Source organism: Pseudomonas maumuensis (assembly GCF_019139675.1).
GTDB lineage: Bacteria > Pseudomonadota > Gammaproteobacteria > Pseudomonadales > Pseudomonadaceae > Aquipseudomonas > Aquipseudomonas maumuensis.
Window position 1 is genome coordinate 4,408,595 of record NZ_CP077077.1, and the last position, 25,733, is coordinate 4,434,327.

Genomic DNA, 25,733 nt, shown 5'->3' on the forward strand with positions numbered 1-25,733 from the left:
GCCCCGACAGTATGTACCAATCCGCCGCGCCTGCCCCTTGGACTATAGGAAGGTATGCAAACGCTGGTGGACCTCGTCCTGCTCATCCAGCGCCAAGCGCCGCTTGCCGCTGAGGTAGTGCAGGCTGAACACATCCAGGTAGGCATCCAGGGCCTGCGAGGCCTGGCTGTCACCGGCCAGCTCCAGGCACATGGCGGCGACTTCGGCGGTACAGAAGTGATCGTCACGTTTGGAGCGGCGCAGGCGGTAGCGCGACATCTGCTCGGCCTGCAGGCTCAGCACCGGGAAACGGTCGAGATAGGGGCTCTTGCGGAACATCTTGCGCGCCTCGGTCCAGGTGGCGTCGAGCAGGATGAACAGCGGGCGCTTGCCCGGTTCACGCAGCACCTCGCTGACCACACGGTCCTCTTTGACGAACTCGCCGGGGAAGACGATATAAGGCTGCCAGCGCGGATCGTCCAGTAACGCCAGCAGGCCTTCGTCCACCGAGGTACGCAACCAGCCAAAGGCGGAGGTATCCTCAATCACGTCGGCAATCAGCCATCCCGTGTTGGTCGGTTTCAGTGGCTCGGTGTCATGCATCAGCAGGCACATGCCGGCCTCTGCCGGCACCCGCGGTTTCCACGCGCACAGGCAGTGCGTGGCGATCACCCGGCAATCCGGGCAGCGCTCGGCTCGCGAGCCGCGGGCGACAAAAGGTTTGATGCTGCGCGCCAGGCGCTCGGCGCGCAGCCGCGCTACCGCGTGGCTCATGGCTGCAGGCCTTGGCAGAAAGATGGAAGGGGCACGACGACGACTCGGTAAAAACAAAACGTGAGTCTACCAGAGCACACGTCATTTGCCGTGCAGCCCTTGCGGCCGCTCCTTTATAATCAATGGCTCAGGCGGCCGGGGAACCCAGCAGTTTCATGGAACGCCGCCCGCCGGCGCAGGTCAAAGCGCCAGTCATCGAACCAGGAGAGATCCATGCTGCGTCTTATCGTCCCGACCCTGAGCCTGTTGCTCGCCCTGCCCCTGGCCGCCCAGGCCGCTTCCAAGCAGGAATACGAGCTGACCCAGATGCTGCAGAAGGTCGCCAAGGAAAGCAGCGTTGGCACCCCCCGGGCAATCAACGAAGACATCCTCGACCAGGGCTATACCGTCGAAGGCAAGGCACTGGTCAATCACCTGAGCGTGCGCCAGGAGCATGCCCAGGGAATGCAGGCCAACCCCGCGCAGGTGCGCAGCCAACTGGGTGACAGCGTTTGCCGTAACAATGGTTACCGTCAGCTGATGTCCAAAGGCGCGGTGATGGTCTACCGCTTCACCGTGTACAAGACCAATCAACCGGTCATGGACCAGGCGTTCGACGCTGCCAGCTGCGCGGCTGGCAACAAGAAGAAGTGATTCAGGCCAGCTGATCGCTGTCCCTAGCGCGCCGCTGCTCATCTTCGGCGCGCAACTCGGCCAACAGTGCCTGCAGGTAAGGCGAGTGCCCCTCACTCCCCTGCAGGCGACGCAAGCACTCCCCCTCCAGGCTCAGGTGATGAACCTTTGCCTCGCGCTCGAGCAACTGCAACAGTTGCCCATCCACCTCGATCACCAGCCGGCGCATACCGCCACCTCGCTGCATCGCCCTTCTGTCCCCAGTTAACCAAAGCGCTGCTGCACCTGGATCCCGTCTGACCGGCGGTAACGGCACGCCTGTGGCGGCACGAAGCCGCGCCAGCGTCTAGATTGATAACGAGTACCCATAACAACGACAACGCGATGGAACTGCCACTGCAACAATGGCCTTGAAGGCCTACTGCAACGCTCGGGGGGCACACTCGAGCCACAGCAGCCAGCGACACACGCAGTGTCGCGGCCGGGACCTGCCATCGATCCGGTCAGAGGTTTTGCTGCAGAAGGAGACGTTGAATGCCTTACCAATCGAACGAGCTGCTGTTCAATCATTTCAGGGACCACGGCATCGACCTGAGCAAGATCGACGAGCAACTGCAACTGGTCGCACCGAACAGCCCCAACCTGCCACTGTACCGCGACATGCTGCTGACCGTGCTGCGCATGGCGCACGACGACCGCAACCGCTGGAACGCCAAGATCACCCTGCAGGCCCTACGTGAACTCGACCATTCGTTCCGCACCCTCGAGCATTACAAAGGGCGACGCAAGGTCACCGTGTTCGGCTCAGCACGAACACCACTGGAACACCCTATGTACGCGCTGGCCCGGGAGTTGGGCGCAACACTGGCACGCTCGGACCTGATGGTGATCACAGGTGCCGGTGGCGGCATTATGGCCGCCGCCCACGAAGGTGCCGGTAGCGATCACAGCCTGGGCTTCAACATCACCTTGCCTTTCGAGCAGCATGCCAATGCCACCGTCAGTGGCACCGACAAACTGCTGCCGTTCCACTTCTTCTTCATTCGCAAACTGTTCTTCGTCAAGGAGGCCGATGCGTTGGTGCTCTGCCCTGGTGGTTTCGGTACCCTCGACGAGGCGCTGGAGGTGTTGACGCTGATCCAGACCGGCAAGAGCCCGTTGGTACCGGTGGTCCTGCTCGACTCTCCCGGCGGCAGTTTCTGGCAGGACGCCCTGGCCTTCATCAGTCGCCAGTTGGAAGAGAACCGCTACATCCTGCCCAGTGACCTCAAGCTGGTACGCCTGGTACACAGTGCCGACGAAGCGGTCGAGGAAATCAACCAGTTCTACAGTAACTACCACTCCAGCCGCTGGCTGAAGAACCAGTTCGTCATCCGTATGCACCACCCCCTGAGCGAGGCGGCCCTGCATGACGTTGAAGAAGGCTTTGCAGATCTTCGCCTCAGCGGTCGGTACCACCAACAGCCCGACAGTGGCGCGGAACATGAAGAAGGTAACTTCAGCCACCTGACACGCCTGGCCTTTGCCTTCAATGGCCGTGACCAGGGCCGTTTGCGCGAACTGGTGGACTTCATCAACCTGCCGGAGAACTGGGCCAAACCCCAGCCGATGCATACCACCCAACGGGCCCGGGAAGCCCTGCGAGTGAACTGAACGCAAAATGGCCCACATGGCTGGCCCCGGTTGGGGTCAGCCATGTGGGCCATCTGCAATCGGCAAGCTTCAGTAGTCGTCGAGGTCGCGCCCACTGAGCAGGCGACCAATCATTTCCATGGAGTAACCACGGTAGGCGAGAAAGCGCGTTTGCTGTGCGCGACTGCGCGGATCATGGGGGAGTTGCCCGGAGAATTTGCGCTGCCACACCTCTTGCAACCGCGCCACCCAGTCCACTTCGCTGTCACGCAGTGCCTGGTCGATATCGCCCCGGTTCAGACCTCGTTGACCAAGCTCCTCACGGATACGTCCAGGGCCATAGCCTGAACCGGAGCGATAGCGAATGAAGCTTTCGAGGTAGCGGGTTTCGCTGAGCAACCCCTCTTCAGCAAGCCGATCAAGCGCGGGTTCGATCAACTCATCGGTAGCGCCGCGTTGACGCAGCTTGCGGGTTAACTCCACGCGACCATGCTCGCGACGTGCGAGCAGGTCCATGGCTGTCCGCCGAACGGCGACGGGAGTGTCGAGTACGACGGACATGGAAGCAGATCAATAACCGGCGTCAGCGTCAGCCAAGTCGTCGGCATCGGCTTCAGCAGCACCGGCCTTGGCAGCAGCGGCGGCGGCAGCTGCAGCACCCGCGGTCAGCAGCTTGTCGCGAATCTGCTTCTCGATCTCGCTACCAATGGCCGGGTTCTCTTGCAGGTACTTGGCGGCGTTGGCCTTGCCCTGACCGATCTTGTTGCCCTGGTAGCTGTACCAAGCACCGGATTTCTCAACCAGGCCCTGGGAAACACCCAGGTCGATGATTTCGCCGTTACGGTAGATGCCCTTGCCATAGAGGATCTGGAACTCGGCCTGGCGGAATGGCGGCGAAACCTTGTTCTTGACGATCTTGACGCGGGTTTCGCTACCGACCACCTCATCGCCTTCCTTGACCGCGCCAGTACGGCGAATGTCCAGACGCACCGAGGCGTAGAACTTCAGGGCGTTACCGCCGGTGGTGGTTTCCGGGCTACCGAACATCACGCCGATCTTCATACGGATCTGGTTGATGAAAATGACCAGGCAGTTGGCGTTCTTGATGTTACCGGTGATCTTGCGCAGCGCCTGGGACATCAGGCGGGCCTGCAGGCCGACATGCATGTCGCCCATCTCGCCTTCGATCTCGGCCTTGGGAACCAGCGCGGCCACGGAGTCGACGATGATCACGTCGACGGCGTTGGAACGCACCAGCATGTCGGTGATCTCCAGGGCCTGTTCGCCGGTGTCCGGCTGCGAGACCAGCAGGTCGTCGACATTGACGCCCAGCTTGCCAGCGTATTCAGGGTCGAGGGCGTGTTCGGCGTCGACGAAGGCACAGGTGGCGCCGTTCTTCTGGGCTTCGGCGATGACCGACAGGGTCAGCGTGGTTTTACCCGAGGATTCCGGTCCGTAGATCTCGACGATACGACCTTTCGGCAGACCGCCGATGCCCAGGGCGATGTCCAGGCCCAGCGAACCGGTGGAGATGGCGGGGATCGCCTGGCGCTCGTGGTCGCCCATGCGCATGACCGCGCCCTTGCCGAATTGGCGTTCGATCTGACCCAGGGCCGCAGCCAAGGCGCGCTTCTTGTTGTCGTCCATTGAAATCCTCACGTGTTCGACGTGGCCCTGACGGCCGGAATAACTGTATAAGTAGCCAGTATTATTCCACAGCGATTCGTTTCCGCAAACCCCCGTCGGGCGATTTACTCCGCACCAAGCTGTAACAAGCCGTCTAACGCGGCGATCACCGTCTGTCGGCGCACCGCTTCGCGGTCACCGTCGAAGTGGCGGCGCTCGCTGCACACGTGGATGCCATCGGCCCAGGCCAGCCACACCGTGCCCACCGGCTTGGCCGGCGAGCCGCCGTCGGGACCGGCCACGCCGCTGACCGCTACCGCGAAGCGCGCTCCGCTGGCAGTCTGTGCGCCCCTCGCCATGGCCTCGACCACTTCCTGGCTGACCGCCCCCACTTGAGCGAACAATGACTCCGGAACTCCCAACTGGCGGGTTTTCTGGGCATTGGAGTAGGTGACGTAGCCGGCCTCGAACCAGGCCGAGCTGCCAGGAACACGGGTAATCGCCTCGGCGATACCGCCACCGGTGCAGGACTCGGCGGTGGTCACCTGGGCGTTGAAGCGCCGCAGGTGTTCGCCCAGACGGGTGGAGAGTACGGTGATCGGGTCCATGACGGGCTCCTTAGGAGAATGGGCTCTACCCTAACATCCTGGAGACCTGTCCAGGCATCGTGCCAGCCATCCGGCCGGGTAATGGACAAAAAGCAGGTAGCTCAGGAACAGCAGGTATTCCAACACCATCAGCATGGTTGCGGCAAAGCATGCAAACAACGTCGGGTTGAGCGCGACCCAGCGGAACTTGCTGCGGTGATGGGCAAAATCCACATAGGTGAAGTAGTTGTAATGAAGCATGAACGCGATGAGGGTGGCCAAACCGAGGTACAGCAACAGGTAGCGATGCCAGGCAAGGACGGGCAAGCGCGCAGGCAACCCCGCACCGGGCTGCTGCAGGATCACGGCAAGCCCGGCGGCGAACAAGGGGGCGGCAACCGCGATGTAATTGGCGATAGCCATGGATTCAAGCGGAAAGTTCGATGACCAGAGGCCGACCCGTCCCAGCAGGTCCTCTACCAGAAACCGCTCGAGCACGGCTGGCAGCGGGCCTTGCGCCTGAGTTGGCAACCACAGGGCAATGGCGAAGATTGGCAACACGCTCACCAGTATGAGCAGCCCTTGGCAAAGGTTGAGCAGTCCAGCCGCTTTAATGGTTTGCATGACATCCTTTTCATTGCGTGCGGTAACGTCGACCGGCCCCAGAGCCTGGATGTCCCCGACGGCGCCCCGGGAAGTCCTGCCCAAGCGCGTCATGTTATCGCCCAGGGTTGCCCTGTCCAGTCCGCGCAAGGCTTGGCCGGTCAGCGCGACAGCGCACGGATGTAGGCCTGGCACGCCCGCAAGGCGATCAGTCCACGATCGCCGTCGTCGGTGATGGCGACAATTCGTCGAGCATGCGCTGGGTCAAGTCGGGCGCGTACGGGGCCATGATCCACGCCGCCGGCGCCGGCGGCGGTAGGCACTGAGGTACAGGCGGTGTCGCGCTCGACCAGGACCGACAGGCGCAGATCGGCAGTAGCAAGGCGGTCACGCAGGCGAGCCTGAGTCTGTTGGGCATCGGTCAACTCCTGGAAATGCTTAGCTTCACTGTCGTGCAGGCGTTGTTCGAGGCCCTGGCGCTGCTCGCGCTCGGCGAGCAGCAGGCCATGCAGCGCCTCGGCCTGGTCGAGGCGCTGCTGCACCAGCGCCTGTTCCTGCTCGTGCAGTTGACGCCCAAGGCGCCAGCCCTGGAGTTGCCAGGCCAGCACCGCGGACAACGCCATCAGTCCGAGGCACAGCGCCAGTGGCAGGCGGCTCAGCACAGCACCTCCCGCGCTCGCTTCCACAGCTCGAGCCGTTCGGACAAACCGTTGAGGCCACCGTTGATATGGCGGGTGATGCGGTTGAACTCGCCCTGGTCGGCCAAGGCATTGAGCCCACGCGAGTGCCAGAACCAGGCAGCCGACTCGCAGGCCCAACGGGGTTGCTCGAGCATCTGCGGTTGCGCCAGCAGGCGCTCGTCACCGAACAATGCACGGCTGCAGGCCTGGTAGTTGTTACGCCCGGTCACCTGGATCAGGCCACGGCCGCAATAGCGTTGGCCGTCGCCGTCGGCTTCGGGCGTGTTGCCCAGGCGCAGCGCCAGGGTGCCGATATCGTAGCGGGCCAGGTACTTGTCGTTCCCCAGCTCCTTCACGTAGCGCAATTGGCCGGACTCATGGCCGATCTGGGCCAGGAACGCGGCAACGCGCTTGGGGTGGTCGATCTCCCAGTTAGCCATGGCGGTGTTGAGCGCCGGCAGAAAAACGGCGGCACGCTGGCCGGCGAGTGGGTAAATCTGCTTGAGTTGCTGTTCAGTGAGCGGCATCGCTGCATTCTCCATTGCGGTCTGATCGAAAGGCGGCCGGTGCCGCCTGCGGCTCGCTCATGGGCGATGACTCGAAGCGCGTGGCTTTCACAGGATTCAAGATGCGGCGACGGCCGCACCCGACCTGGAGCAGGGTGAAGCGGACCGGCAGTCAGGGACTATAGGGAGCGCCGCCGCCGGCAGGCATGGGGAAACCTCACCGCCCTGTCTCAGGCCTGGAGCGCCCCCGTCCGCCGAGGCGCGGCGCCCTTGACCTTGGCCTTGCCCTGGCGGCCGCCGTTGCACTGCACGGTGGTGCGCCAGCCGCTGCTGGTAAACACCTGCTCGACCGATTCGATCAGGTAGCGCCCATCGAGCCCGGCCAGAAAGCCCTGAACATCGATGCTGCGCTCGGCGAACAGATCGGTACGCCCAGGCATATCCAGGCGCACGCTGGCGGTGTCGCGGTTAAAGCTGGCCAAACGAGCGCGGGCGGCCTGTTCCGCCGCGGCGCGGTTAGGGTACAGGTGACGGTCGGTGTATACCGGTTGCAGACCGTCCGGGGCATCGCCATTGAACAGCTCCACCGCCTGCAGACGCCCGCTGCCACTGTCCTGGTGGCGGGTTCTGACGGCCTTGTGGGCACTCTTGTCGGCCAGGCGAAACTGCCACTGGCTGACATCGCTGCGGGCAATGCCCACCACATCCAGGGGTTTGCCACTGGCGCTCTGCCCACCCTGGCGCGGCAACACCAGCAACTGGCCATTGGCGAGTTTGGCGGTACAGTCGTGCAGACGCGCCAGGCGGGTGATGAAGTTGAAATCCGACTCGCTGTACTGATCGACCCGCGGCACCTGCACGGCCACCGGGCACACTGCCTGCCAGCCGTTGCGGGCACCGATCTCGGCAACGATGCGCTGCAGCGTCGCGTTCTCCCAGCTACCGCTGCGAATGGTCTTGCCGCTGCCGCGCAAGTCGCTGGCCTTGCCGCGGATCACCAGGGTGTCCGGCGGGCCGGACAGCTCGACCTCATCCACGGTGTAGCGGCCCAGGCGGCTCAACGCCTGCCCGGCGTAGCCCAGGTACACCTCGAGTAGCGCGCCCCTGGCCGGTAAGGCCAGGGCGCCGTCGCGGGCATCGATGCGCAGCTCGAACTCGTCCGACTCCAGGCCGGGTTTGTCGGTGGTGCGCAGTAGCAGCAAGCGGTCGTTGATCAGGGCGGTGATGTCGTTGCCGTCGGCGGTGATACGAAATTGGGGTTGCACGCTCAAGGCTCCAGAAATCAGTCCCACAATTGCAAGGTATCGCTCGTTGCCATCGCGAGTTCAGGCAACAGGATCCTTACCCCGGCACGAAAAGGCTGCGCCTCGTCCGCCAGCCCCTGGTTGGCATCCAGCACGGCCTCGAGCGTGCCGGTCAGGTGGCCGTAATAGTGCTGGCAGAGCGTATCGAGCAGGTCGCCCTCAGACGTTGTGCAAGTCTTGGCCATAGCTCACGAACTCCAGTGAAAAGCCTTGTTTGCGTGGAATGCCACCGGCCAGCAGGACACTCTGCTCCTCCTCGATGCTAGTCAGGCACCAGGTGCCGAGCACCTCGCCGTAGCCCGTGGTCAACGACAGCGGCAGCAACTGGCGGCCAATGCTGCGCAGCGTCTGCAATTGGCCCAGACCGCCCTTGAAGCCGGGGAAGATCGCACCACGGATGTTGATGCTCTCCTCTCCCAGGCTTATCGCCTGCTGCGCGCTCTCGCGGCTTAGGCGCTCCTGCCCGGCCCAGCGAAAACGCGTCTGCCGGCGTAACTGGTCGAAGGCGGCGGTGTCCAGGTTGAAGTAGTACGGCGCCGCGCCCGCCTTGAGCGGTTGCAGCACCAGCAAGTGCGGGAAGGGCTTGACCGCTTCGGCAGCCGGCGTCGCCTCGGGCGCGAAACCCAGGGTCGACAGCACGCCGTTGACGGTGGAACGCACTTCCCCTACCACACGGCGAATAGCTGCGCCGGCCTTGGCGGCGTGAGCGGCGAAGCCGTCGATGCGGTCGCGCACCTGGCGCACCACCGCCACCGCCTGGTCGTACTTGGCCACCACCTTGGCAACCCGGGCCTGGGCATTGGTGATCGCGCGCATGGTGCGCTGAAGCTTGGCACCGATGATCGGGCCGACCACCGGCAAACCTTCCAGCTCACCCACCGCGCCCTGTATATGGACGATCGCATCGTTCATCGGATCGAGCATGGCGTCGGCACGCCGACGCCCTGCCTCTCCCGCCTTGACCAGGGCGTGCAGCGTGGCTTGCAGCTGCTCCAGGTAGGTCATGGATCCTCCTTAAAGTGCGATATGTGGGGTGTCGGCCAACTGTGCCGAACGGGCCTGGCGCATCAGCTCTTCCAACTGACGACGGGCGATGGCCTCCAGTTGCGCAAGCGTGCCTGGGTCGTCGAGGCTATTGGTGACACTGACGGGCATGTTCGAGGTGAACGTGAATTGCTGGTTGTAGACGGGTGCCGGCGGTGTGGTCGCAGGTGTCGAGGTAACGGCGGGCGGCCCCTGGGCAGGTGTCGCCTGACTGCTTATCGAGCGCACCACATCACCGGGTACGGCCTTCTGCTCTAGCGTGTCCTTGGGCGTGGCGGACGTGGCCTCGCCGGCCTTGGCTGCAGCATCCCCTTTGATCGGCTGATCCTTGCCGCCAAACCAGGTCTTGCCCAGCCAACCGCCAATCTGATCGCCCACCATCCCACCCAGTGCGGCACCGAAGGTGGTGCCGACCACCGGCACGACAGAGCCGATGGCCCCGCCGACCAGCGTCCCGACCAACCCACCGACGGCACTGCCATAGCCTTCGGCTTTTTCGCCATCGGGCTTGTCGCTGGTGAAGGTTTCCAGCCCTTGCCGAGTCGCTTTCAGTACCGCAGGCTTGGCCAGGACCTTCATCGCCGCGCCAACGCCCCTGGGTTCCGGTGCTGAGGCTGCATCTGCTGTAGATTGGGCCGTTTGGGAAGCTTGCGCGCCCTCCTTGGCAGGTTCGCTTGCCTCGGCAATCTTGTTGCTTGCGGGCATCGCGCCCCCCGGATCACCTTTGGCAGCAGGCGTTGCGGATGACTCCACTTTTCCGGCGACCGGTTTAGCAACCTCCTTGTCACCACCGAACCAGGTTTTACCGACCCAGCCACCAACCGCCTCACCCACCATGCCGCCGACCGTGGAGCCGACGACAGTTCCCAGGCCCGGCACGACCGAACCCAAAGCACCGCCAACCAGCGTACCGACCAGACCGCCTACAGCATTGCCGTAGCCTTCGGCCTTATCGCTCTCGGACTTGTCACTGGTGAATGTCTCCAGGCCTTTACCCACGGCGCCAAGCACCGCTGGCTTGCCGAGCGATTTGACGGCCCCCCCCATCTTGGAGAGGACTCCCTTGGGAGCATCGGCTGCCGGCGCAGAAGGCGTGGCTGGCGTTGAAGCGGGTGCTGCCGGTGGCTTGTCCGCCACGGCTTTCAGCAACGCACTGGCGGATGTCTGCACGGGAGCAGTTGCTATGGGGACCTGTGCGCCAGGCAGGGTTGCGTCGCTCAGTGCCAGCAAGCGTTGCCCTGCCAGCATGGCGCCGACCCCAAGCTCGCCAAAGGCGCTGCCCAAGGTCGGTAGCGTCCCTGCGTCAGCCTGTGCCTCGAACAGGCTGACCGGGGGCCCGGCCAGCTGGAGCGGCGTTTCCGCCTTGGTAGAACGATCCGCAGCTGCCTCGGGTGTCCTGCTCTTTTCGTCACTGCTGTCGCTGAAGAAGTCGTACAGCCCTTCGCCAGCGCGACCACCGAGCTTCTCGCCCAGGTAGGCACCAAACAAGCTGCCGTAATCCTCACCACGCTTGCCGCCGCCCGCACCGCCCTTCGCTGCCCCAAGGGCCGCGCCAAGGAGATTGCCGGCCAGCTCACCGATTGCAGCACCGACGCCCTTGGCCTTCGCCCGGCCATCCTCGCCGGTCACTATTGCCTCGGTGCCCTTCAGCATCGCTGTAACAGCGCCCATCTCGGTCTTGCTGTGGACCGCCTTGACGGCCCGCTGTCGCTCTTCGGGAGACAGACGGCGACTGGCCTTGTATGCCGCAATCCCCCCTGCGGCAAGCCCACCCAGGCTTGCCATGACGATTTTGCTTTTCTCGCCAGCACTACGGGGCGTGGATGTGGTTGTGGCCGGTGTCGTCGGTTTGACCGGCGTTTCAGCCGTTGTCTTGCCGTTCGCCGCCGGCAGCAGCAAAGGTGGGTGCCAGATGCTGCGAACGGGCAACGGTTTGCGTCGCGGTAACCCCGCGATTACCTGCCCGAGGCGAACATAGGCCTGCTGCAGCTCGCCAACACGATCGCCTTCATCACGCAAGCGCTCGACCTGCGCGTCATGGGCTCCTGCCTGTTCACCGGCCAGCTTCCTGCCGACTTGTCCCACCTTGTCCAGCTCCACCCCCAGACGGATCACCTCAGCGATGAGCCGCCCCAGGTGGGTGCCATCCGCCTCCTTGCGCAAGTACCCGATGCGCTGACGGAGCTTATCGAACGCGGCGCCCAACGGCCTGTCGGCGCTGACGCCGAGCCCGAGGGTGAACACCTGTGTGTTCGCCATGGGTTCCTCCTTGTCATTCCGCCAGCCACCAAACCATGTCGCTGTACGACATGCTCATGATTTCGCTGGCGGAAAAATTCAGCTCCTTGGCCAGCCGCCTGGCGGCGGCCTTCTGCCGGGCAGGGTCAAACTTCGTCGTCCTGCACCAGGCGAAAATAGCCGCTCTGCAGGCGGCTGTAGTCCTTCAGGGCCAGGCCTTCGAGGTCCTTGATGCCGACTTCAGCGAGCGAGGCGAACAGGTTCAGTTCGCGCTGCTCGTCGTCAACTGCGCCACCGGCTTGGGCATTGCGGATGTCACGCACGGTCGGTGCGCGCAGCGACAGGCTGTCGACCTGCACGCCGTTGGCCTCGCTGGGGCGCGACAGACGCACGGTCACCCGCTCGGCGTTGACGGTCAGCCATTGCGGCAGTTTCTTCGCTTGAGCCATCGAGCGTTCTCCTTAAAGACCCAGGGCGGCGCGCTGGGCGGCCAGCTGGTCGACACCGTCGATCACCCGCTTCATGCCCAGGGCGTCGATTTCGTAGACCAGGCGGCCATCGACTTCGAGCTTGTAGTAGGTGACGGCGACGCTGTGCTTGATCTCGGCCTTGTCGCCGGATTTCCAGTCGCCCATGTCGATCTCTTTCAGCGAACCGCGCAGGGTGACGATGACCGGGTTGATCTTGCCCTTGAGGCCCTTGAAGGCGCCGCGGAAGGTGCCGTTGAAGGCGGTGCCGTCGGCCAGGCCGAAGAACTTCAGCGACTCGCGGCGCACGCCGGTGGTGGTGAAGGCCGCTTCCTGCTTCTCCATGCCCTGGTCCATCTCGACCGGCATGTCCATGCCGCCGGGGCGGTGCTCTTCCATCTTCAGGGTGAGCTTGGGCAGGGTCAGGCTGGGCACGTCGCCCTGGAAGCTGACGCCATCGACGAACAGGTTCAGGTTGGCCAGTGTTTCGGGAATCATTGCCATGTAGGTGCGCTCCTTAAGCGGCGGAATCGAGGACTTCGGTCAGCCACTGGTTGGTGACTTCGACGCGGAAATTGGGGTTTTCGGCAGGCGGCACATCGGTGAAGCGGATGTTCCAGTACACCTTGCCCTGCTCCAGCTGGCTGGCGGTGTTCAGCTCCGGGTCGGCGAAGACCTCGAAGTTGATGATCGCGCCCTGGTTCTTCAGGTCGCGCATGAAGGCCTGCAGGCCCTCGGTGACGTCCTTGACGTAGGTGGCGGTGATGGAGCGGTCGACGGCCCACTTGTGGCCGTAGAGGATCGCGTCCATGACGATGTCCATGGTCCGCACGCGGGTGACGAAGGCCCATTTCGGGTCGCTCGACAGGGTGCGGTTGCCCCACAGGCGGAAGCCGTCGTCGCGGATGATGGTGGCGATGTTGGCGTTGTTCAGCAGGTTGGCGCGGCAGGTGTCGTCGCCATCGAGGAACTCCACGGCACGGGTGGTACCGGTGATGCCGACGAACTCCTTGTTCGAAGGCGACGCCCAGAAGCCGTACTCGCGGTCGGTGAAGGCGAACAGGCCGGCGACCCAGGCCGAACCCGGCGCGTCGACGGTGGCCTCTGCGGCGTTGTCCCAGTACCGCACGCCCGGATCAACCAGGAAGGCGCGCTTGGCGCCGAAATTCTTGGCGTAGGCGATGGCCGCTTCATCGGTGGTGTTGGGGCCGTCGATGATGGCGATGGCGCGCAGCTTGTCGGCCAGGGCTACCAGGGCGGTACCGACGGCCTGGGTGGCGCTGTGCTTGGGGGTGACCAGCAGGCGCGGCTGGGCGTTGAAACGGCTCTTGCCGTCGAGCAGCGCCTGCAGGCCAGTGCGCTTGCCGTCGGCCAGCACGTTGCCGATGATCGCCGAGGTCTGCTCGGCGGCGTCTTCGACCTTGGCCACGCCGCAAGCGACGATGACCGCCTTGGCACGGCTGTAGATGGCGCGGCAGGCCTTGGTGATCGCCGCGTCCTGGCCGAACGCCGCGACCGCTTCGCGCTCGCTGGTGATCAGTACCAGGTCATTGGCCTTGGCGGTGACGCCCGGGCCTTCGGTGAAGGTGTCGACCAGGCCGATGATCGAGGACGATGGCAGTGCGATGTTGCGGGCGCCGGTGTCGACGTTGGTCACGGTGACGCCGTGGAAGAATCCGCTCATAAAATCTCCAGATATGAAAAGGCCTCGCATCGCGAGGCCAGGAATAGGATGGAAAAGAAAAGCTCCGTCAGTGCATGGCTTTACCGAATCGGTGCAACGGACTGAATCGCTGATATCGCGTCCTCTGCGATAGTTTGAGCTTCGAGAATGCGGCCGGCTGAGCACTCGCCGCGAATCTGCTCCTTGGCCTGTAGACGCAATTCGCGCAGTCGTAACAACGCTACGTCATGCCGGGCTGACTCCCGCAAAATCTCATCGGCCGCCTGTTGCGACGTGCGGCCATTGATAGCCCAGGCAGCGATCATCGGAGGAATGTCGCCCGCGTAGCCGGCTGCTGCAAAAGCCGTAGCTTCAGCGGCAGCCCGCTCGTACTCAATGACACGTAGTGGATCACCAACCACGGCAACACGGGCGGCGTCAGTTACCGCATCCAGCCACCTGCAAAGGGACACCTCATCGTGGACAGGTCGCGTCAGATCCGTCGCCTCGTCTTGTGTGATCGCAACTAAGTGTTGTGGAATACGATCATCCTGCGAGCCATCCGCCTCATAGGCGAATACAGTTCCCATGCTAGGGTCTTTGTAGTATTTCATGCATGTTCCTTATCGAAGTTCCAGCCAGGTCGTTGGCTGGAAGTTGCAGGAATAGGTCACTCCATGGGGCACAATAAAAGACACAGAATCGCTAATGCCTGTTTGGACGCCGCTACTCGACCAGCAAACCTCCAGCCCATTGACGAAGTACTTCAATAGCAATCCCAAGTGGTTCACTTGAGAGAGCGTCACCACAATCGGGCGCCCCGTCGTATTCGTGTAAGTAGTATTCGCAGCCCTCGAGGTTCTGACGTCCTGCCAGGTCTGCCCCACCCCAAGCGTAAGCGAAACAGCATTCCTCAAAGCGCTCTGTACAAAGCTGGTGTTGGCAAGTCGCGTAGTGTCATCGCCGTAAGGGGCTGTGTCTGCCTTGGGCGCGCCGGTAAACACCGGATTGACCAGGGACGCCAACGGGTAGCCGTTCCACTTCAGTTGGCCGCCAACGTCCATATGGAGCTTTGCTGCGTATTTGCCAGCCCAATGAAAAGCAAGGCCTGGGCCATATTCGTCCCGCACCTCGGCGGGAGCCCATTCTCCCACCTGCTGAACTTCTCGGAGCTCCAGCCCGGTGGAGCGCCAGTCCGCCGTATTGACAGCCGAAGCTAGTTGCGGACGCTGCTGACTCACACCGCTGACTATCAGCCTGTTCCCCACCGCTGTCTGCACAAAAGCAGTCGTGGCCAACTGTTGGCTGTTGGTACCTGAGGCAGCAGTGGGTGCCACAGGAACGCCGACGAAGGAGGGGCTATTGAGTTTCGCCAGCTCGAAAGGTATCCGCCAGGTGCCATCAGCATTGCTTGCCCTTGCAAATATTCGGTCCGCATATGGAATATTCGCCACTTCGAAGCCAGCTGACCCGTTGTACGTAGTACGCTGAACAAATGCATAACCCCCATAAGGAGAAAAGCTTGAGTCGTAGTAATAGTGCCCCGAAGGCAACGTCGGTAGTTGAGCCGCCGAACTAACATCGCCGGTCTGGGTGGCACCCAAACCGTACTTGTCCAGCGTGGCGCGCAGAAACTCGGAGTTGATCGCTTGCTTGCTTTTGTTGCCCGTCGTAGCAGTCGGTACCAGCGGTATGCCCGAAAATGCAGGGCTGGCCAACGGAGCCTTGAGAGCAAGAGAGTTGGCAACTGTCGTGGCAAAGCTCGGATCATTGCCAAGGGCATCGGCCAGCTCCTTCAGCGTGTCCAGCGTTCCCGGTGCGGCGTTCACCAAGGCATTGATAGCCCTTATCACATAGGCAGTACTGGCCGCCTGCATGCTGTTATCACCCACTGCTGCGGTTGGGACCTTCGGCACGCCTTCAAACACAGGGTTTGCCACCGGCGCCTTGAGCAACATGACCTGGTCGACTTCGTTTCTGGTATAGACATCCGTCAGTCCATAGCCAGCTACCGTTGTCGGGTTGCTCGCGGACAGTACCCGACCGTAAGTGTCCACCTTTACACTTTGATAAGTGCCCGCTGCCACGCCGGTTCGACCGAACGCCATTTCAAAACCCAACGCCGTCACCCCCAGCGTGATTGGTCCGTCACTCACCAACTGCCACCCGCTGTCCGCGTTGACGGCGCCGCGCTCAACCAATACCAGCAAGCCTGGAGTGACTTTGTCGCTAGAGTCGGCATCGGTGCAGCGCGTCCAAGGCCCACCAGCGACAACGGTGTACAAACCATTGTCTTTGGCTGCGGCCTGATTCTTAACCAGAACCCGCGCACCTGCTGGCAGCGCAACGCCATCCACCGTCTGCAGGCCACTCAGGGTAATGGCCGCCGTGGTGGCCACTAACATCGAATGCTTGAAATCCTGCCGCGCCAGCTCCTCGGTGACCCATTCACGGGTGGCAAGCACCACCGCCGGATCGATCTTCAACTGCACATTACTGGCGCTGCTTACGATCAAGTTCATGCGCACCACCTGAGTACGCCCCGAGCCTTGGCTGAGCAACGGTTTGTAAGTCGGCGCGCAGTTGGCCACGGCGACCATGTCGCCATCGGCGTCGTACAACGCGATCTCGCGGATCCACTTGCCGCCGACATCCGCCGGGATGACCTGCTCGGCGACGATGATCGCGCTATTCTTGTCGTCCACCTTCAGCTGGTTCAGCGGCGCGCGGCGCCATTCATTGATCAGGCTGGTCTGAGTGGCGTTGGGGGTGGGGTCGGCGCCATTGGCGTCGCCCACGCCCATCTGGGTGATTTTCCAAGGGATGCCCAAGGCATCCGCGTTGGCCTGTTTCGCCGCGCCCACGTTGGTGAGGATGGCGTAGAACTGGGAATTCTGGTCAACCATGTGCAATGTCCAAGGTATCGATTGTGTGTTCGCGGCCGCCGCGGCCGATGGCGCCACTGACGATCAGGTCAGGCGATGCCGGCGGGTAGACGTCGAGTTCGTCGCCGTCCTGCAGCGTGCAGCCGAAGTAGAGGGCGCCACGGCTTTCGAGGCTGATCGCCAGCCCCGTCATGTGGCGGCTGACCGGCCGGGCGTCGTCGATCAGCGACGACAATTCGTTGTAGGTTTCCTCGCTGATGCCGGTGTCGGTCACCCCGACCTTCAGCGCAAAGGTCCCCGGCACCCCGGCCGGCTGGGTCTGCCACCATTCCTGCACCTCGATCAGGTAGCCGAACGGCTCGACCACCCGCCGCAGGGCGCCGAGGGTGCCCTTGTGGGCGTGGACGAAGAACGCCGAGCGGATCACCGAGCGCTTGATCGCCTCGCTCCAGCTGTCGTCCCAGCGGTCCACCGACCAGGCCCAGGCCAGTTGGTAGAGCAGGTGCGCCGGGCAGGTGTCGGGGTTGTAGAGGGTGCGCAGGGCGGCCTTGAGATCCTCGTCGGCGGCCACCTCGATGGCCCGCTCCAGTGGCGTGCGGTTGAGCGGCAGAAGACTCTGCATGTCAGCCCCCCCGCCGCAGTTCAATGTCCATGCACCAGGCGGCCTGGGCCTTGCTCGGGCGGATATCGCTCCAACCGACCAGCTCGACGCGGCTCACGCCGTCGATATGCAGTTGCGCGTCGATCCCCGAGCGGGCGATCTCGACGCCCAGGCGTCGGCGCGGGTTGACCCAAGCCTGGAGACGGCGCCGGCATTCGCTGAGGATTGCTTCGAACTCCGGGCCGTTGTCGGCCATGTGCAGCACCGCCTCGACCCGATACGGCAGCACCTCGGCGCTGCGCACATTGACCCGGTCGGCGACCGGGCGGATATCGTCGTCGTTGAGGTAGGCCTTGACCTGGGCCAGCAGCTCGGGGCTGGCCACGCCATCGTTGTCCAGGCTCAGCACGGTGACGTCCACCACGGCCGGCGACGGGCTTTCGGCGGTCGCGTCGGCGACCCTCCCCGAAGCGTTGCGGGCGTGGAGGATGTAGCTGTTGCGCGGGCCGGCGGTGGTCAGGCCTTCGTAGACCAGCTGCACCCGTTCGCGCAGGGCGTCGTCGGATTCGAGCACCGCCTCGGTCGGTGGAATCGTGCCCGGGTCCGCCGCCTGGATCACCAGGCGCTGCAGGCTGACGTTGGCCGCCAGCTGATCAAGATCGCTGCCCTGGGCGTAGGCCAGCAACAGGGCCTTGGCCGCGTCGTTGATCCGCGCCCGGTTGAGCAGCTTGCGGTAGGCGCCCACCTCGAGCAGCTTGGTCACCGGGTCGCTTTCCAGGTTGGCGGTCCAGCCTTCACCCATCTGGGTGCGGAAGCTGGTCAGGTCTTCCTGGTAGAGCACCTCGAAATCAAGGTCTTCGAGCAGTTGCGGCGCGGGCAGTTTCGACAGGTCGACCTGGCTCATACAGTCACCTCCACCAGGGCGTCATCGCCCAGGTAACGGCCGCTCAGGGCCAGGCTGACCTGGCCATCGAGCACGGCGACGACCTTGACCCGCTCCAACTTCAGACGCGGCTCCCAACGCCCGAGGGCCCTGGCCACCTCGGCCTGCACCGCGCTCTTCCAACCTTCGTTGACCGGCAGGTCGACGTAGCGGCGCAGCTGGCTGCCGTACTCCGGGCGCATGCGCCGGCTGCCCAGCGGCGTGGTGAGGATGTCCTCGATGGATTGACGCAGGTGGGCCACGCCCGACAAGGGTTGGCCAGTGCGGCGGTCCATGCCGATCATGGGGCACCTCCTGGGATTGAGGCTCCAGGTAGCCTGTTCGGATAGCGCATGGTTATCACCTGGCAGAGAGGAGTGGGTTGCCCGGACAAGCCGGGCAGCCGTTTCAGGAGACGAAGTCGTAGGTCAGGGCGATGGCCGCCGTGGCGTTGTTGGCGACGGTCCACAGGCCGTAGCCCGCCGGGATGAACAACGGATAAGGCAGGGTGTACTGCGAGTCGATGCCGCCATTGATCCCGCCCATGATGGCGTGAACGCTCATGTCGCCGATGTAGGCCGGCGCCTTCGGGCCGGTGTACAGGTTGAGGATGCCGCCACCGGTACACAGGGTGGCCGTACGCAGGTACACGCCATCCTTGTTGTCCGCCGCGCTGAAAACCTGGCTGACGGCGGTTGGGTGGGCGTTGAAGAAATGCTTACCGACTTTTACTGCTTCCATGTTGCTTTACCTTTTGAGTCGAAATGATGGGTCGCGGCACACGCCGCGTTCATGTCGCTCAGTGGCGATCTTGCTGGCTTCATGCCGTAGTTCAGTGCTTGTGATTGGCAGTGTTGCCGGCCGTATCGATGATCCGGCCACCACCGTTGATGTCACCGCTGACCGTCAGCGGGCCGTTTATGGCGACCCTGCCGGTCAGGCTGATCGACGCAGCGTCGAGGGTGATGGCGTTGTCGCTGACCACCAGGGTGCTGGCGCCGACCTTGACCGTGGCCTGGCCGCTGGGTAGCTGGACGTCATAGCGTTTGGCCTGCCAGTCGTAGGTCAGCGAACCGCCGTCGTCGAAGCGCCAGACCTCGACGTGGTCGCGGTTGTCAGGTGCCGTCCCGGCATTGCCATACAACCCCGGGACGAAGGTGCCCAGGGCCGGTTCACCGCTGGGGCTGATCAATACCCCCTGCTCGTCCAGGCTCGGTACCCGCCAGTGGCGGGCCTTGCCGGCAGCCTGGGCATGCCAGCGCACCCAGGCGCTGGTCCAGCCGCCGCCGTCGGACACCCGCACCCGGGCTGCGGCCAGGTCGACCGCCACCACCCGACAGGGAATCACCAGGCTGGCCAGCATGCGATCGTGCATCGCACTGGCGTAGCTCATGCCAGGTCCTCCGGTGACAGGTACTTGTCCTGGTTGCCGGGCCCGGTGTCCGGGGCAAAGCCCAGCATCAGGCTGCCCGCCGGCTGGTCGGGCCAGGGCCAGTGGACAGTGCCTAACAGGACAGGTTGTTCCCATTGCACCCGCCAGCTGGTGCCCTCGGCTTCGGCGAGGATGTCCCGCGCGCCCTCGACGTAATCGAGCCCCCAGCACTGCTGACGCAGCACATCGATCAGCTGCGCCGCCAGCACGCCGGCCTGCGTCCGTGCCTGCGCAGGAGTGCCCTGGGCGGTAACCCGGGCCTCGAAGGTCGCCATCAGCAATGAGCGACCGTCACGCAGCGCCTCGTCGCCACGCATGCGCACCACGCCATGCACCAGGGCCGGCAGGGCCGGCTCGGTTTTGTCGTCGCCTTCCGTGGCGACCGTGGCGAAGGCCGGCAACGCCGTCCGTAGAGTGGCGGTGACGGCCGCGTACAACTGGGCCAGTTCGCTCATGCTTGTGCTCCTTGAACGCTAGGTTCGGCGAAGGCCGGGCCAGGAAAGGCCCGGCGTCCGGCTCAGAAGTGCCAGGTCCAGATATCGATAGGCTTCTGGTCGGGATTGATCTTGCGGATATGGCGATAGGTTGGCTGGAAGCCGAAGCGCGCCCATACCGGTTTCTCGTCGAGGATGGCGATGCCGCCGTTGGCCTGCAGGCGCAGCACCGCGCTGGCATGGCCGCCGGTGTGCGAATGCCACAGCACGGCGTTGCCGGCACCGTAGACCACCAGGTTGCCGTCACCCTGGAACACCGCGCGCACAGCGCCCTTGCCTTGAGTGCCGGCGTTCCAGGTGGCCGCGCCGTTCGGGCCATAGGCCACGAGATTGCCGTCGCCCTGGAACACCAGCTTGCTGGTGCCCGCGCCATATACCACGCCCTGAACCAGCTCGGAGCCAGGCGCCAGCAGCAGCGAGTCCACCGCGCCAGGCACCAGCGGGATAGCCGACGTGCCGTTCCACAGCGCCAGGGAGTCGACCAGCACAATGTTGCCGTCGTCCTGCAGCACCAGGTGGGTGCGGTTCCACTGGTCGTTGCTGGTGAAGGTGCTGTTGTTGGTCAACCACACCCGGCGCCGTGAGTAATCGTCGAGGAATGCGCCGTACTGCACGTAGAACGCCAGCGGGGCCTTCTTGTTGCGCAGGGGGACGGTCGAGCTGAAGGGTTGCTGTTCATTGGCGACCCAGACGGTGGCGCCGTTGTCCTGGATCACCAGGTTGCCATCGCCCTGTAGCAGCAGCTTGAAGCGCTGGTTGGGCGACAGCAGGTACTGGCCCGCCGACAGGGTCTGATAAGCGGGCAGCACCGAAGTGCCGACGCCGTTGAAAGGAATGCGGGTACGACCTGCCATGGTGTTTCTCCTACTGGATCGATTGAAGGGGAGCCGGGCTCTGCGGCCCGTCCTGATCGCTCGTCGGCACGTTGTCGAGGCCCGTGGCCTTCATGTGATTGATGGTCGCGCAGCGCGAACACTTGATCTGGACCAGCGCCGACCCGCCGATGCGGGCCAGCAAGCGGTTGCATTTACCGCAGCGAAACTCGTTGAACATCCGCTTCTCTTCCTTGTAACCGCGTTCATTCTTCGTCCTGGCGCACAGCCGCAGGCTGCTCGCCCAACCCCAGCCGCCGAGCGGCCCAGCGCTCGTAAAGGCCGATGGCCACGTCGGCGCCAGCCATGGCGGTAAGGCAGCCGAAGGCGCTGGCGCTCCAGATCGACATGCCGCTGGCGTACAGCAGCATGACCGTCGACACCCCGCAAACCATGCAGGCTCCGGAGCGCAGCGCCAGCCGCCTGAGCAGCCCCCAGCCGCGGGCGCCGGCCTTGTCGGCGCGCCACATCTCACCGGAAAGTCCGCCCAGCAATGCCAGGAGGATCACCAGCCAGAGCGGCATCTCCAGCAACGTCTGTTGCTCGTTCGTCACGTTCCTGTCTCCTGTGTGTTGTCCGCCGGCGACAGGCCGGCGGATCGTGATTGGCTTGACTCGGCATTCCAAAAAGCCCGCTCTGCAGGCTTTTCAGTAATGCGCGGTGTAACCGCCGGCCACGACTGGTGACGCCGTGCGGTTGCGCTTCAAATTGGTGACTCCGACCGCGGCCGCCTGCCCGCCGGATAACTGATCGTGGTGCTTTACGCTGCACACCCGGGCCAGTTGCCAACCCTCTGAACAGTCGAGGCCTGTTCATCGCTGCCTATATCTCAACCGGTTTACGTCCGGCTTGGGATACATTTTATGCATTCATGCATATGCAGTCAATGCACAAATTCAAATTTTTATGCATCAGCTTTTGCTTCTATGCATAAGGGCCTGGTCGGATACAGATGTAGGGGTTTTCTGAGGGCGAAAAAAAACCCGCCGAAGCGGGTTTTTATCGAGGGACGGAGATCAACGGGCGTACATGCCCCACCAGAAGACGTGGCCGAGGACGCTGATCTGCTCTTCCTGCATCTGCTGGAAGCTGTAGTCCTCATCGGGATGTTCATCACGGTTGAAGCTGCGCAAGCGAATGCCGGTAGGCAAGCGGTAGACCTGTTTCACCCGCAGTTGGCCATTGTGGTTGATGGCATACAGGTCGCCATCGATGATGTCGCCGATGGTGCATTTACCGGTATTGACCCCGACCGTGGCACCGTCGCGCAGCACCGGCAGCATGCTGTTGCCACGCACCGTCACGCACTTGGCGTTGTCGAACTGCACGCCATTGTGGCGCAGGCTGCGTTTGCCGAAGCGCAAGCGAGCGTTTTCGCTTTCTTCGATGACGAATCTTCCTGATCCTGCTGCCAACTCGACCTCACGAAGAAAAGGAACGGATACCTCGTCGTCCTCGACGGGGGTTTCATCGTCCCACAGGCTGATATCGCTCAGGGCCACATGGCCCTGGGCGAGCGGGACCGTGTCGCGGGACTCGCCCAGCTCGACACGGCCACGCAACTGGTCGGTGCTCACGCCGAAGTATTCGGCGATCTTCGAGACGTGCTTGTCCGAAGGATCGACGATCTTCTCGCTGAGAATCCGCGACAGGGTGGATTGAGGTACGCCCGTGCGCCGATGCAGCTCTGTCGGGGACAGGCCGTGGCGGGCGAGCAGTTCTCTGAGTACGGAGGCTACGTTGCGTTTTTGCATAATGCGCATAATGCAACCGTGGAAACGGAAATGCAACGGCCAGGCAATGAGAAACACTGGTTGCCCCGCTCCCGGGCCATCGCTATCGTCGCTTTTTTCTCTCCAAGGATCACCGAACGGCATGGACCTTTCGCCGCGGCGTCGCTGGCCCACCTACCTGCTTGTCGGGTCGATCATTGCGTTGATGGCTGCCCTCAACATCCAGGACTGGCCTTCCTATGAACGGCCACGGCGCGTCTTTAGCCGAGGTTTCGTGATGTTCTGTGTATTGGTGGTGATCATGGAACTGATCCTCCTCAACCAGTTCTTCGGCCACCCAGGCTGATGCCGACACCTGACAGCCTGCGCAGATTTGCCCCACCCATCCAACCTGCGCCCACTGAAAAAAGCCTGTACCATTGACGGTTTCGAAATTTGCCACCAGACCACCCGCTGTAAGGCCCTGAATGTCTGATCTCTCCGCACACACCCCGATGATGCAGCAGTACTGGAAGCTGAAAAACCAGCACCCGGACCAGCTGATGTTCTACCGCATGGGCGACTTCTACGAGATCTTCTACGAAGATGCGAAGAAAGCCGCGAAACTGCTGGATATCACCCTGACCGCCCGCGGGCAGTCGGCGGGCCAGTCGATTCCCATGTGCGGGATTCCGTTCCACTCGCTCGAAGGCTACCTGGCCAAGCTGGTCAAGCTCGGCGAGTCGGTGGTGATCTGCGAGCAGATCGGCGACCCGGCCACCAGCAAGGGCCCGGTGGAGCGCCAGGTGGTGCGCATCATCACCCCGGGCACGATCAGCGACGAGGCGTTGCTCGACGAGCGTCGCGACAACCTGATTGCCGCCTTGCTCGGCGACGAGCGGCTGTTCGGCCTGGCAGTACTGGATATCACCAGCGGCAACTTCACCGTGCAGGAGATCAAGGGCTGGGAGAACCTGCTGGCCGAGCTCGAGCGCATCAACCCGGTGGAGCTGCTGATCCCGGATGACTGGCCGCAGGGCCTGCCAGCGGAGAAGCGCCGTGGCGCACGGCGCCGTGCCCCATGGGACTTCGACCGTGATTCGGCACGCAAGAGCCTTTGCCAGCAGTTCGCCACCCAGGACCTCAAGGGCTTTGGCTGCGACAAGCTGACCCTGGCCATCGGCGCCGCCGGCTGCCTGCTGGGCTACGCCAAGGAAACCCAGCGCACCGCCCTGCCCCACCTGCGCAGCCTGCGCCACGAGCGCCTGGACGACACCGTCATCCTCGATGCCGCCAGCCGCCGCAACCTGGAGCTGGACATCAACCTGGCCGGTGGCCGCGACAACACCCTGCAATCGGTGATCGACCGTTGCCAGACCGCCATGGCCAGCCGCCTGCTGACCCGCTGGCTGAACCGTCCGCTGCGCGACCTGAAGGTGCTCAAGGCACGCCAGGACTCGATCCGCTGCCTGCTCGACGGCTATCGCTTCGAAAAGCTGCAGCCGCAGCTCAAGGAAATCGGTGACATCGAGCGGATCCTCGCGCGTATCGGCCTGCGCAACGCCCGCCCACGCGACCTGGCGCGCCTGCGCGACGCCCTCGGCGCCCTGCCTGAGCTGCAGAACGCCATGGCCGAGCTGGAGGCACCGCACCTGGCGCGCCTGGCCGCGATCACCGGCACCTACCCAGAGCTGGCCGGCCTGCTGGAGCGGGCGATCATCGATAACCCGCCAGCGGTGATCCGCGACGGTGGCGTGCTCAAGACCGGCTACGACAGCGAACTGGACGAACTGCTGTCGATCAGCGAGAACGCCGGCCAGTTCCTCATCGACCTGGAAGCCCGCGAGAAAGCCCGCACCGGCCTGGCCAACCTCAAGGTCGGCTACAACCGCGTGCATGGCTATTTCATCGAGCTGCCGACCAAGCAGGCCGAACAGGCACCCGCCGACTATATCCGCCGGCAGACGCTCAAGGGCGCCGAACGTTTCATCACCCCCGAGCTGAAGACGTTCGAGGACAAGGCGCTGTCGGCCAAGAGCCGTGCCCTGGCCCGCGAGAAGATGCTCTACGATGCCTTGCTCGAAACCCTGATTGGGCATCTGGCGCCACTGCAGGACAGCGCCGCGGCGCTGGCCGAGCTGGATGTGCTGAGCAACCTGGGCGAACGCGCCCTGAACCTGGACCTGAACTGCCCAAGCTTCGTCGACGAACCGTGCCTGCGCATCGAGCAGGGCCGCCATCCGGTGGTCGAGCAAGTGCTGACCACGCCGTTCGTGGCCAACGACCTGGGCCTGGACGACAGCACGCGCATGCTGATCATCACCGGTCCGAACATGGGCGGTAAGTCCACCTACATGCGCCAGACCGCGCTGATCGTGCTGCTGGCGCATATCGGCAGCTTCGTCCCGGCAGCCGCCTGCGAGCTGTCGCCGGTGGACCGTATCTTCACCCGTATCGGCTCCAGCGACGACCTGGCCGGCGGGCGCTCGACCTTCATGGTCGAGATGAGCGAAACCGCCAACATTCTGCACAACGCCACCGATCGCAGCCTGGTGCTGATGGACGAAGTCGGCCGCGGCACCAGTACCTTCGACGGCCTGTCGCTGGCCTGGGCCGCCGCCGAGCGCCTGGCTCAGTTGCGCGCCTACACGCTGTTTGCCACCCACTATTTCGAGCTGACCGTATTGCCGGACAGCGAACCGCTGGTGGCCAACGTGCATCTGAACGCCACCGAGCACAATGAACGCATCGTGTTCCTGCACCACGTGCTGCCGGGCCCCGCGAGCCAGAGCTACGGCCTGGCCGTTGCGCAACTGGCGGGCGTGCCGGCGGCGGTGATCCAGCGTGCCCGCGAGCATCTGGGCCGGCTGGAGACCACCAGCCTGCCCCACGAAGCGCCGCTTGCAACGCCGCGCGACAACACGCCTCACGTGCCGCACCAGAGCGACCTGTTCGCCAGCCTGCCACACCCGGCCATCGAGAAGCTGGGCAAGCTGGACCTGGATGACATGACGCCGCGCCAAGCTATCGAAATGCTATATCAACTGAAAAACCTGTTATAACGGCCCACCGCGCAAGCTGGTAGAATCCGGCGCGGTTT

Annotated in this window: 30 protein-coding genes and 1 pseudogene; 4 read left to right on the forward strand and 27 right to left on the reverse strand. The window is 63.7% G+C overall.

The genetic code is table 11. From position 1 onward, the window contains the following. Positions 1 to 42: 42 nt before the first annotated feature. Positions 43 to 753 carry a tRNA-uridine aminocarboxypropyltransferase gene (locus KSS90_RS19680; RefSeq protein WP_102681664.1) on the reverse strand — a complete coding sequence of 237 codons (711 nt, stop codon included), beginning with the start codon at positions 751 to 753 and terminating at the stop codon, positions 43 to 45. 213 nt (positions 754 to 966) lie between these two features. On the opposite strand from KSS90_RS19680, the gene KSS90_RS19685 reads away from it, so the two are divergent. After that, positions 967 to 1,386, forward strand: a complete 420-nt coding sequence (locus KSS90_RS19685) for a quorum-sensing-regulated virulence factor family protein (RefSeq protein WP_046856783.1) — start codon at positions 967 to 969, stop codon at positions 1,384 to 1,386. Position 1,387: 1 nt separating this feature from the next. Here the strand turns inward: KSS90_RS19685 and KSS90_RS19690 are convergent, their stop codons facing one another. Further along, positions 1,388 to 1,594 carry a hypothetical protein gene (locus tag KSS90_RS19690; RefSeq protein ID WP_217866912.1) on the reverse strand — a complete coding sequence of 69 codons (207 nt, stop codon included), beginning with the start codon at positions 1,592 to 1,594 and terminating at the stop codon, positions 1,388 to 1,390. Positions 1,595 to 1,899: 305 nt separating this feature from the next. Here KSS90_RS19690 and KSS90_RS19695 point away from each other — a divergent pair, with 305 nt between their 5' ends. Next, the gene (locus KSS90_RS19695) at positions 1,900 to 3,018 is read left to right on the forward strand and encodes an LOG family protein (RefSeq protein WP_217866913.1); all 1,119 of its coding nucleotides are present in this window, start codon (positions 1,900 to 1,902) and stop codon (positions 3,016 to 3,018) included. Between the two features lie 69 nt (positions 3,019 to 3,087). On the opposite strand, the gene recX is transcribed toward KSS90_RS19695, so the two are convergent. The 25 genes and pseudogenes from recX to KSS90_RS19820 form a co-directional block, all read right to left on the reverse strand. After that, on the reverse strand, positions 3,088 to 3,558 hold the full coding sequence (gene recX / locus KSS90_RS19700) for a recombination regulator RecX (protein WP_217866915.1): 471 nt from the start codon (positions 3,556 to 3,558) through the stop codon (positions 3,088 to 3,090). 9 nt (positions 3,559 to 3,567) lie between these two features. Next, positions 3,568 to 4,644 carry a recombinase RecA gene (gene recA, locus KSS90_RS19705; RefSeq protein WP_028690616.1) on the reverse strand — a complete coding sequence of 359 codons (1,077 nt, stop codon included), beginning with the start codon at positions 4,642 to 4,644 and terminating at the stop codon, positions 3,568 to 3,570. A 104-nt stretch (positions 4,645 to 4,748) separates the two neighbouring features. Next, positions 4,749 to 5,231: a CinA family protein gene (locus KSS90_RS19710; RefSeq protein ID WP_217866917.1), complete on the reverse strand. Its 483-nt coding sequence runs from the start codon at positions 5,229 to 5,231 to the stop codon at positions 4,749 to 4,751. A 30-nt stretch (positions 5,232 to 5,261) separates the two neighbouring features. Continuing rightward, entirely contained in the window at positions 5,262 to 5,834 is a 573-nt protein-coding gene (locus tag KSS90_RS19715) for a hypothetical protein (RefSeq protein ID WP_217866919.1), read from the reverse strand. Between the two features lie 140 nt (positions 5,835 to 5,974). Continuing rightward, positions 5,975 to 6,436, reverse strand: coding sequence for a lysis system i-spanin subunit Rz (locus tag KSS90_RS19720; RefSeq protein WP_217869830.1), 462 nt, complete (start codon positions 6,434 to 6,436; stop codon positions 5,975 to 5,977). Between the two features lie 32 nt (positions 6,437 to 6,468). Next, positions 6,469 to 7,020, reverse strand: coding sequence for a glycoside hydrolase family 19 protein (locus KSS90_RS19725; protein ID WP_217866920.1), 552 nt, complete (start codon positions 7,018 to 7,020; stop codon positions 6,469 to 6,471). 209 nt (positions 7,021 to 7,229) lie between these two features. Beyond that, positions 7,230 to 8,264 (reverse strand): phage late control D family protein, encoded by a 1,035-nt coding sequence (locus KSS90_RS19730; RefSeq protein WP_217866921.1) that lies wholly within the window; start codon positions 8,262 to 8,264, stop codon positions 7,230 to 7,232. Between the two features lie 17 nt (positions 8,265 to 8,281). Further along, on the reverse strand, positions 8,282 to 8,488 hold the full coding sequence (locus KSS90_RS19735; protein ID WP_217866923.1) for a tail protein X: 207 nt from the start codon (positions 8,486 to 8,488) through the stop codon (positions 8,282 to 8,284). Then, positions 8,463 to 9,308, reverse strand: coding sequence for a phage tail protein (locus tag KSS90_RS19740; protein ID WP_217866925.1), 846 nt, complete (start codon positions 9,306 to 9,308; stop codon positions 8,463 to 8,465). The genes KSS90_RS19735 and KSS90_RS19740 overlap by 26 nt, the downstream gene beginning before the upstream one ends. Positions 9,309 to 9,317: 9 nt before the next feature. Beyond that, on the reverse strand, positions 9,318 to 11,606 hold the full coding sequence (locus KSS90_RS19745; RefSeq protein ID WP_217866927.1) for a hypothetical protein: 2,289 nt from the start codon (positions 11,604 to 11,606) through the stop codon (positions 9,318 to 9,320). Positions 11,607 to 11,731: 125 nt separating this feature from the next. Continuing rightward, on the reverse strand, positions 11,732 to 12,034 hold the full coding sequence (locus tag KSS90_RS19750; RefSeq protein WP_217866929.1) for a phage tail assembly protein: 303 nt from the start codon (positions 12,032 to 12,034) through the stop codon (positions 11,732 to 11,734). A gap of 12 nt (positions 12,035 to 12,046) precedes the next feature. After that, on the reverse strand, positions 12,047 to 12,556 hold the full coding sequence (locus tag KSS90_RS19755; protein ID WP_023628885.1) for a phage major tail tube protein: 510 nt from the start codon (positions 12,554 to 12,556) through the stop codon (positions 12,047 to 12,049). Between the two features lie 13 nt (positions 12,557 to 12,569). Then, positions 12,570 to 13,736: a phage tail sheath subtilisin-like domain-containing protein gene (locus KSS90_RS19760; RefSeq protein WP_217866931.1), complete on the reverse strand. Its 1,167-nt coding sequence runs from the start codon at positions 13,734 to 13,736 to the stop codon at positions 12,570 to 12,572. Between the two features lie 80 nt (positions 13,737 to 13,816). Next, positions 13,817 to 14,329, reverse strand: a complete 513-nt coding sequence (locus tag KSS90_RS19765) for a phage tail protein (protein ID WP_217866933.1) — start codon at positions 14,327 to 14,329, stop codon at positions 13,817 to 13,819. A gap of 1,218 nt (positions 14,330 to 15,547) precedes the next feature. Continuing rightward, a pseudogene (locus KSS90_RS19770) lies at positions 15,548 to 16,621 on the reverse strand (phage tail protein); the annotation flags it as partial. Beyond that, positions 16,614 to 17,222 carry a phage tail protein I gene (locus KSS90_RS19775; RefSeq protein ID WP_139669597.1) on the reverse strand — a complete coding sequence of 203 codons (609 nt, stop codon included), beginning with the start codon at positions 17,220 to 17,222 and terminating at the stop codon, positions 16,614 to 16,616. The gene KSS90_RS19775 and the pseudogene KSS90_RS19770, both read right to left, overlap by 8 nt. Position 17,223: 1 nt before the next feature. Beyond that, positions 17,224 to 18,105 carry a baseplate assembly protein gene (locus tag KSS90_RS19780; RefSeq protein ID WP_217866935.1) on the reverse strand — a complete coding sequence of 294 codons (882 nt, stop codon included), beginning with the start codon at positions 18,103 to 18,105 and terminating at the stop codon, positions 17,224 to 17,226. Then, entirely contained in the window at positions 18,102 to 18,428 is a 327-nt protein-coding gene (locus KSS90_RS19785; RefSeq protein WP_028690641.1) for a GPW/gp25 family protein, read from the reverse strand. The genes KSS90_RS19780 and KSS90_RS19785 overlap by 4 nt, the downstream gene beginning before the upstream one ends. A gap of 103 nt (positions 18,429 to 18,531) precedes the next feature. Further along, the gene (locus tag KSS90_RS19790) at positions 18,532 to 18,864 is read right to left on the reverse strand and encodes a hypothetical protein (RefSeq protein WP_110738424.1); all 333 of its coding nucleotides are present in this window, start codon (positions 18,862 to 18,864) and stop codon (positions 18,532 to 18,534) included. A gap of 91 nt (positions 18,865 to 18,955) precedes the next feature. Then, positions 18,956 to 19,516 (reverse strand): phage baseplate assembly protein V, encoded by a 561-nt coding sequence (locus tag KSS90_RS19795; protein WP_217866936.1) that lies wholly within the window; start codon positions 19,514 to 19,516, stop codon positions 18,956 to 18,958. Continuing rightward, complete coding sequence (locus KSS90_RS19800) at positions 19,513 to 20,010, reverse strand: hypothetical protein (RefSeq protein WP_217866937.1); 498 nt, start codon at positions 20,008 to 20,010, stop codon at positions 19,513 to 19,515. The genes KSS90_RS19795 and KSS90_RS19800 overlap by 4 nt, the downstream gene beginning before the upstream one ends. A 62-nt stretch (positions 20,011 to 20,072) precedes the next feature. Continuing rightward, entirely contained in the window at positions 20,073 to 20,903 is an 831-nt protein-coding gene (locus KSS90_RS19805; RefSeq protein WP_217866938.1) for a putidacin L1 family lectin-like bacteriocin, read from the reverse strand. A gap of 10 nt (positions 20,904 to 20,913) precedes the next feature. Then, a complete protein-coding gene (locus tag KSS90_RS19810) occupies positions 20,914 to 21,102 on the reverse strand; it encodes a zinc finger domain-containing protein (RefSeq protein WP_217866939.1) in 189 nt (62 codons plus the stop codon). 25 nt (positions 21,103 to 21,127) lie between these two features. Then, positions 21,128 to 21,475 (reverse strand): phage holin family protein, encoded by a 348-nt coding sequence (locus tag KSS90_RS19815; protein ID WP_186714660.1) that lies wholly within the window; start codon positions 21,473 to 21,475, stop codon positions 21,128 to 21,130. Between the two features lie 462 nt (positions 21,476 to 21,937). Beyond that, positions 21,938 to 22,684 carry a LexA family transcriptional regulator gene (locus KSS90_RS19820; protein WP_217866940.1) on the reverse strand — a complete coding sequence of 249 codons (747 nt, stop codon included), beginning with the start codon at positions 22,682 to 22,684 and terminating at the stop codon, positions 21,938 to 21,940. 112 nt (positions 22,685 to 22,796) lie between these two features. On the opposite strand from KSS90_RS19820, the gene KSS90_RS19825 reads away from it, so the two are divergent. Together KSS90_RS19825 and mutS are read left to right on the forward strand one after the other, a co-directional pair. Then, complete coding sequence (locus tag KSS90_RS19825) at positions 22,797 to 23,000, forward strand: hypothetical protein (RefSeq protein WP_217869867.1); 204 nt, start codon at positions 22,797 to 22,799, stop codon at positions 22,998 to 23,000. Between the two features lie 121 nt (positions 23,001 to 23,121). After that, positions 23,122 to 25,695, forward strand: coding sequence for a DNA mismatch repair protein MutS (gene mutS / locus KSS90_RS19830; protein ID WP_217866941.1), 2,574 nt, complete (start codon positions 23,122 to 23,124; stop codon positions 25,693 to 25,695). Positions 25,696 to 25,733: the final 38 nt, after the last annotated feature.

Bases quoted from the DNA above. Each gene is read 5' to 3' on its own strand.
- KSS90_RS19680 (WP_102681664.1), bottom strand. From the start codon at position 753: ATGAGCCACGCGGTAGCGCGGCTGCGCGCCGAGCGCCTGGCGCGCAGC.
- KSS90_RS19685 (WP_046856783.1), top strand. From the start codon at position 967: ATGCTGCGTCTTATCGTCCCGACCCTGAGCCTGTTGCTCGCCCTGCCC.
- KSS90_RS19690 (WP_217866912.1), bottom strand. From the start codon at position 1,594: ATGCGCCGGCTGGTGATCGAGGTGGATGGGCAACTGTTGCAGTTGCTC.
- KSS90_RS19695 (WP_217866913.1), top strand. From the start codon at position 1,900: ATGCCTTACCAATCGAACGAGCTGCTGTTCAATCATTTCAGGGACCAC.
- recX (WP_217866915.1), bottom strand. From the start codon at position 3,558: ATGTCCGTCGTACTCGACACTCCCGTCGCCGTTCGGCGGACAGCCATG.
- recA (WP_028690616.1), bottom strand. From the start codon at position 4,644: ATGGACGACAACAAGAAGCGCGCCTTGGCTGCGGCCCTGGGTCAGATC.
- KSS90_RS19710 (WP_217866917.1), bottom strand. From the start codon at position 5,231: ATGGACCCGATCACCGTACTCTCCACCCGTCTGGGCGAACACCTGCGG.
- KSS90_RS19715 (WP_217866919.1), bottom strand. From the start codon at position 5,834: ATGCAAACCATTAAAGCGGCTGGACTGCTCAACCTTTGCCAAGGGCTG.
- KSS90_RS19720 (WP_217869830.1), bottom strand. From the start codon at position 6,436: ATGGCGTTGTCCGCGGTGCTGGCCTGGCAACTCCAGGGCTGGCGCCTT.
- KSS90_RS19725 (WP_217866920.1), bottom strand. From the start codon at position 7,020: ATGCCGCTCACTGAACAGCAACTCAAGCAGATTTACCCACTCGCCGGC.
- KSS90_RS19735 (WP_217866923.1), bottom strand. From the start codon at position 8,488: ATGGCCAAGACTTGCACAACGTCTGAGGGCGACCTGCTCGATACGCTC.
- KSS90_RS19740 (WP_217866925.1), bottom strand. From the start codon at position 9,308: ATGACCTACCTGGAGCAGCTGCAAGCCACGCTGCACGCCCTGGTCAAG.
- KSS90_RS19745 (WP_217866927.1), bottom strand. From the start codon at position 11,606: ATGGCGAACACACAGGTGTTCACCCTCGGGCTCGGCGTCAGCGCCGAC.
- KSS90_RS19750 (WP_217866929.1), bottom strand. From the start codon at position 12,034: ATGGCTCAAGCGAAGAAACTGCCGCAATGGCTGACCGTCAACGCCGAG.
- KSS90_RS19755 (WP_023628885.1), bottom strand. From the start codon at position 12,556: ATGGCAATGATTCCCGAAACACTGGCCAACCTGAACCTGTTCGTCGAT.
- KSS90_RS19760 (WP_217866931.1), bottom strand. From the start codon at position 13,736: ATGAGCGGATTCTTCCACGGCGTCACCGTGACCAACGTCGACACCGGC.
- KSS90_RS19765 (WP_217866933.1), bottom strand. From the start codon at position 14,329: ATGAAATACTACAAAGACCCTAGCATGGGAACTGTATTCGCCTATGAG.
- KSS90_RS19775 (WP_139669597.1), bottom strand. From the start codon at position 17,222: ATGCAGAGTCTTCTGCCGCTCAACCGCACGCCACTGGAGCGGGCCATC.
- KSS90_RS19780 (WP_217866935.1), bottom strand. From the start codon at position 18,105: ATGAGCCAGGTCGACCTGTCGAAACTGCCCGCGCCGCAACTGCTCGAA.
- KSS90_RS19785 (WP_028690641.1), bottom strand. From the start codon at position 18,428: ATGATCGGCATGGACCGCCGCACTGGCCAACCCTTGTCGGGCGTGGCC.
- KSS90_RS19790 (WP_110738424.1), bottom strand. From the start codon at position 18,864: ATGGAAGCAGTAAAAGTCGGTAAGCATTTCTTCAACGCCCACCCAACC.
- KSS90_RS19795 (WP_217866936.1), bottom strand. From the start codon at position 19,516: ATGAGCTACGCCAGTGCGATGCACGATCGCATGCTGGCCAGCCTGGTG.
- KSS90_RS19800 (WP_217866937.1), bottom strand. From the start codon at position 20,010: ATGAGCGAACTGGCCCAGTTGTACGCGGCCGTCACCGCCACTCTACGG.
- KSS90_RS19805 (WP_217866938.1), bottom strand. From the start codon at position 20,903: ATGGCAGGTCGTACCCGCATTCCTTTCAACGGCGTCGGCACTTCGGTG.
- KSS90_RS19810 (WP_217866939.1), bottom strand. From the start codon at position 21,102: ATGTTCAACGAGTTTCGCTGCGGTAAATGCAACCGCTTGCTGGCCCGC.
- KSS90_RS19820 (WP_217866940.1), bottom strand. From the start codon at position 22,684: ATGCGCATTATGCAAAAACGCAACGTAGCCTCCGTACTCAGAGAACTG.
- KSS90_RS19825 (WP_217869867.1), top strand. From the start codon at position 22,797: ATGGACCTTTCGCCGCGGCGTCGCTGGCCCACCTACCTGCTTGTCGGG.
- mutS (WP_217866941.1), top strand. From the start codon at position 23,122: ATGTCTGATCTCTCCGCACACACCCCGATGATGCAGCAGTACTGGAAG.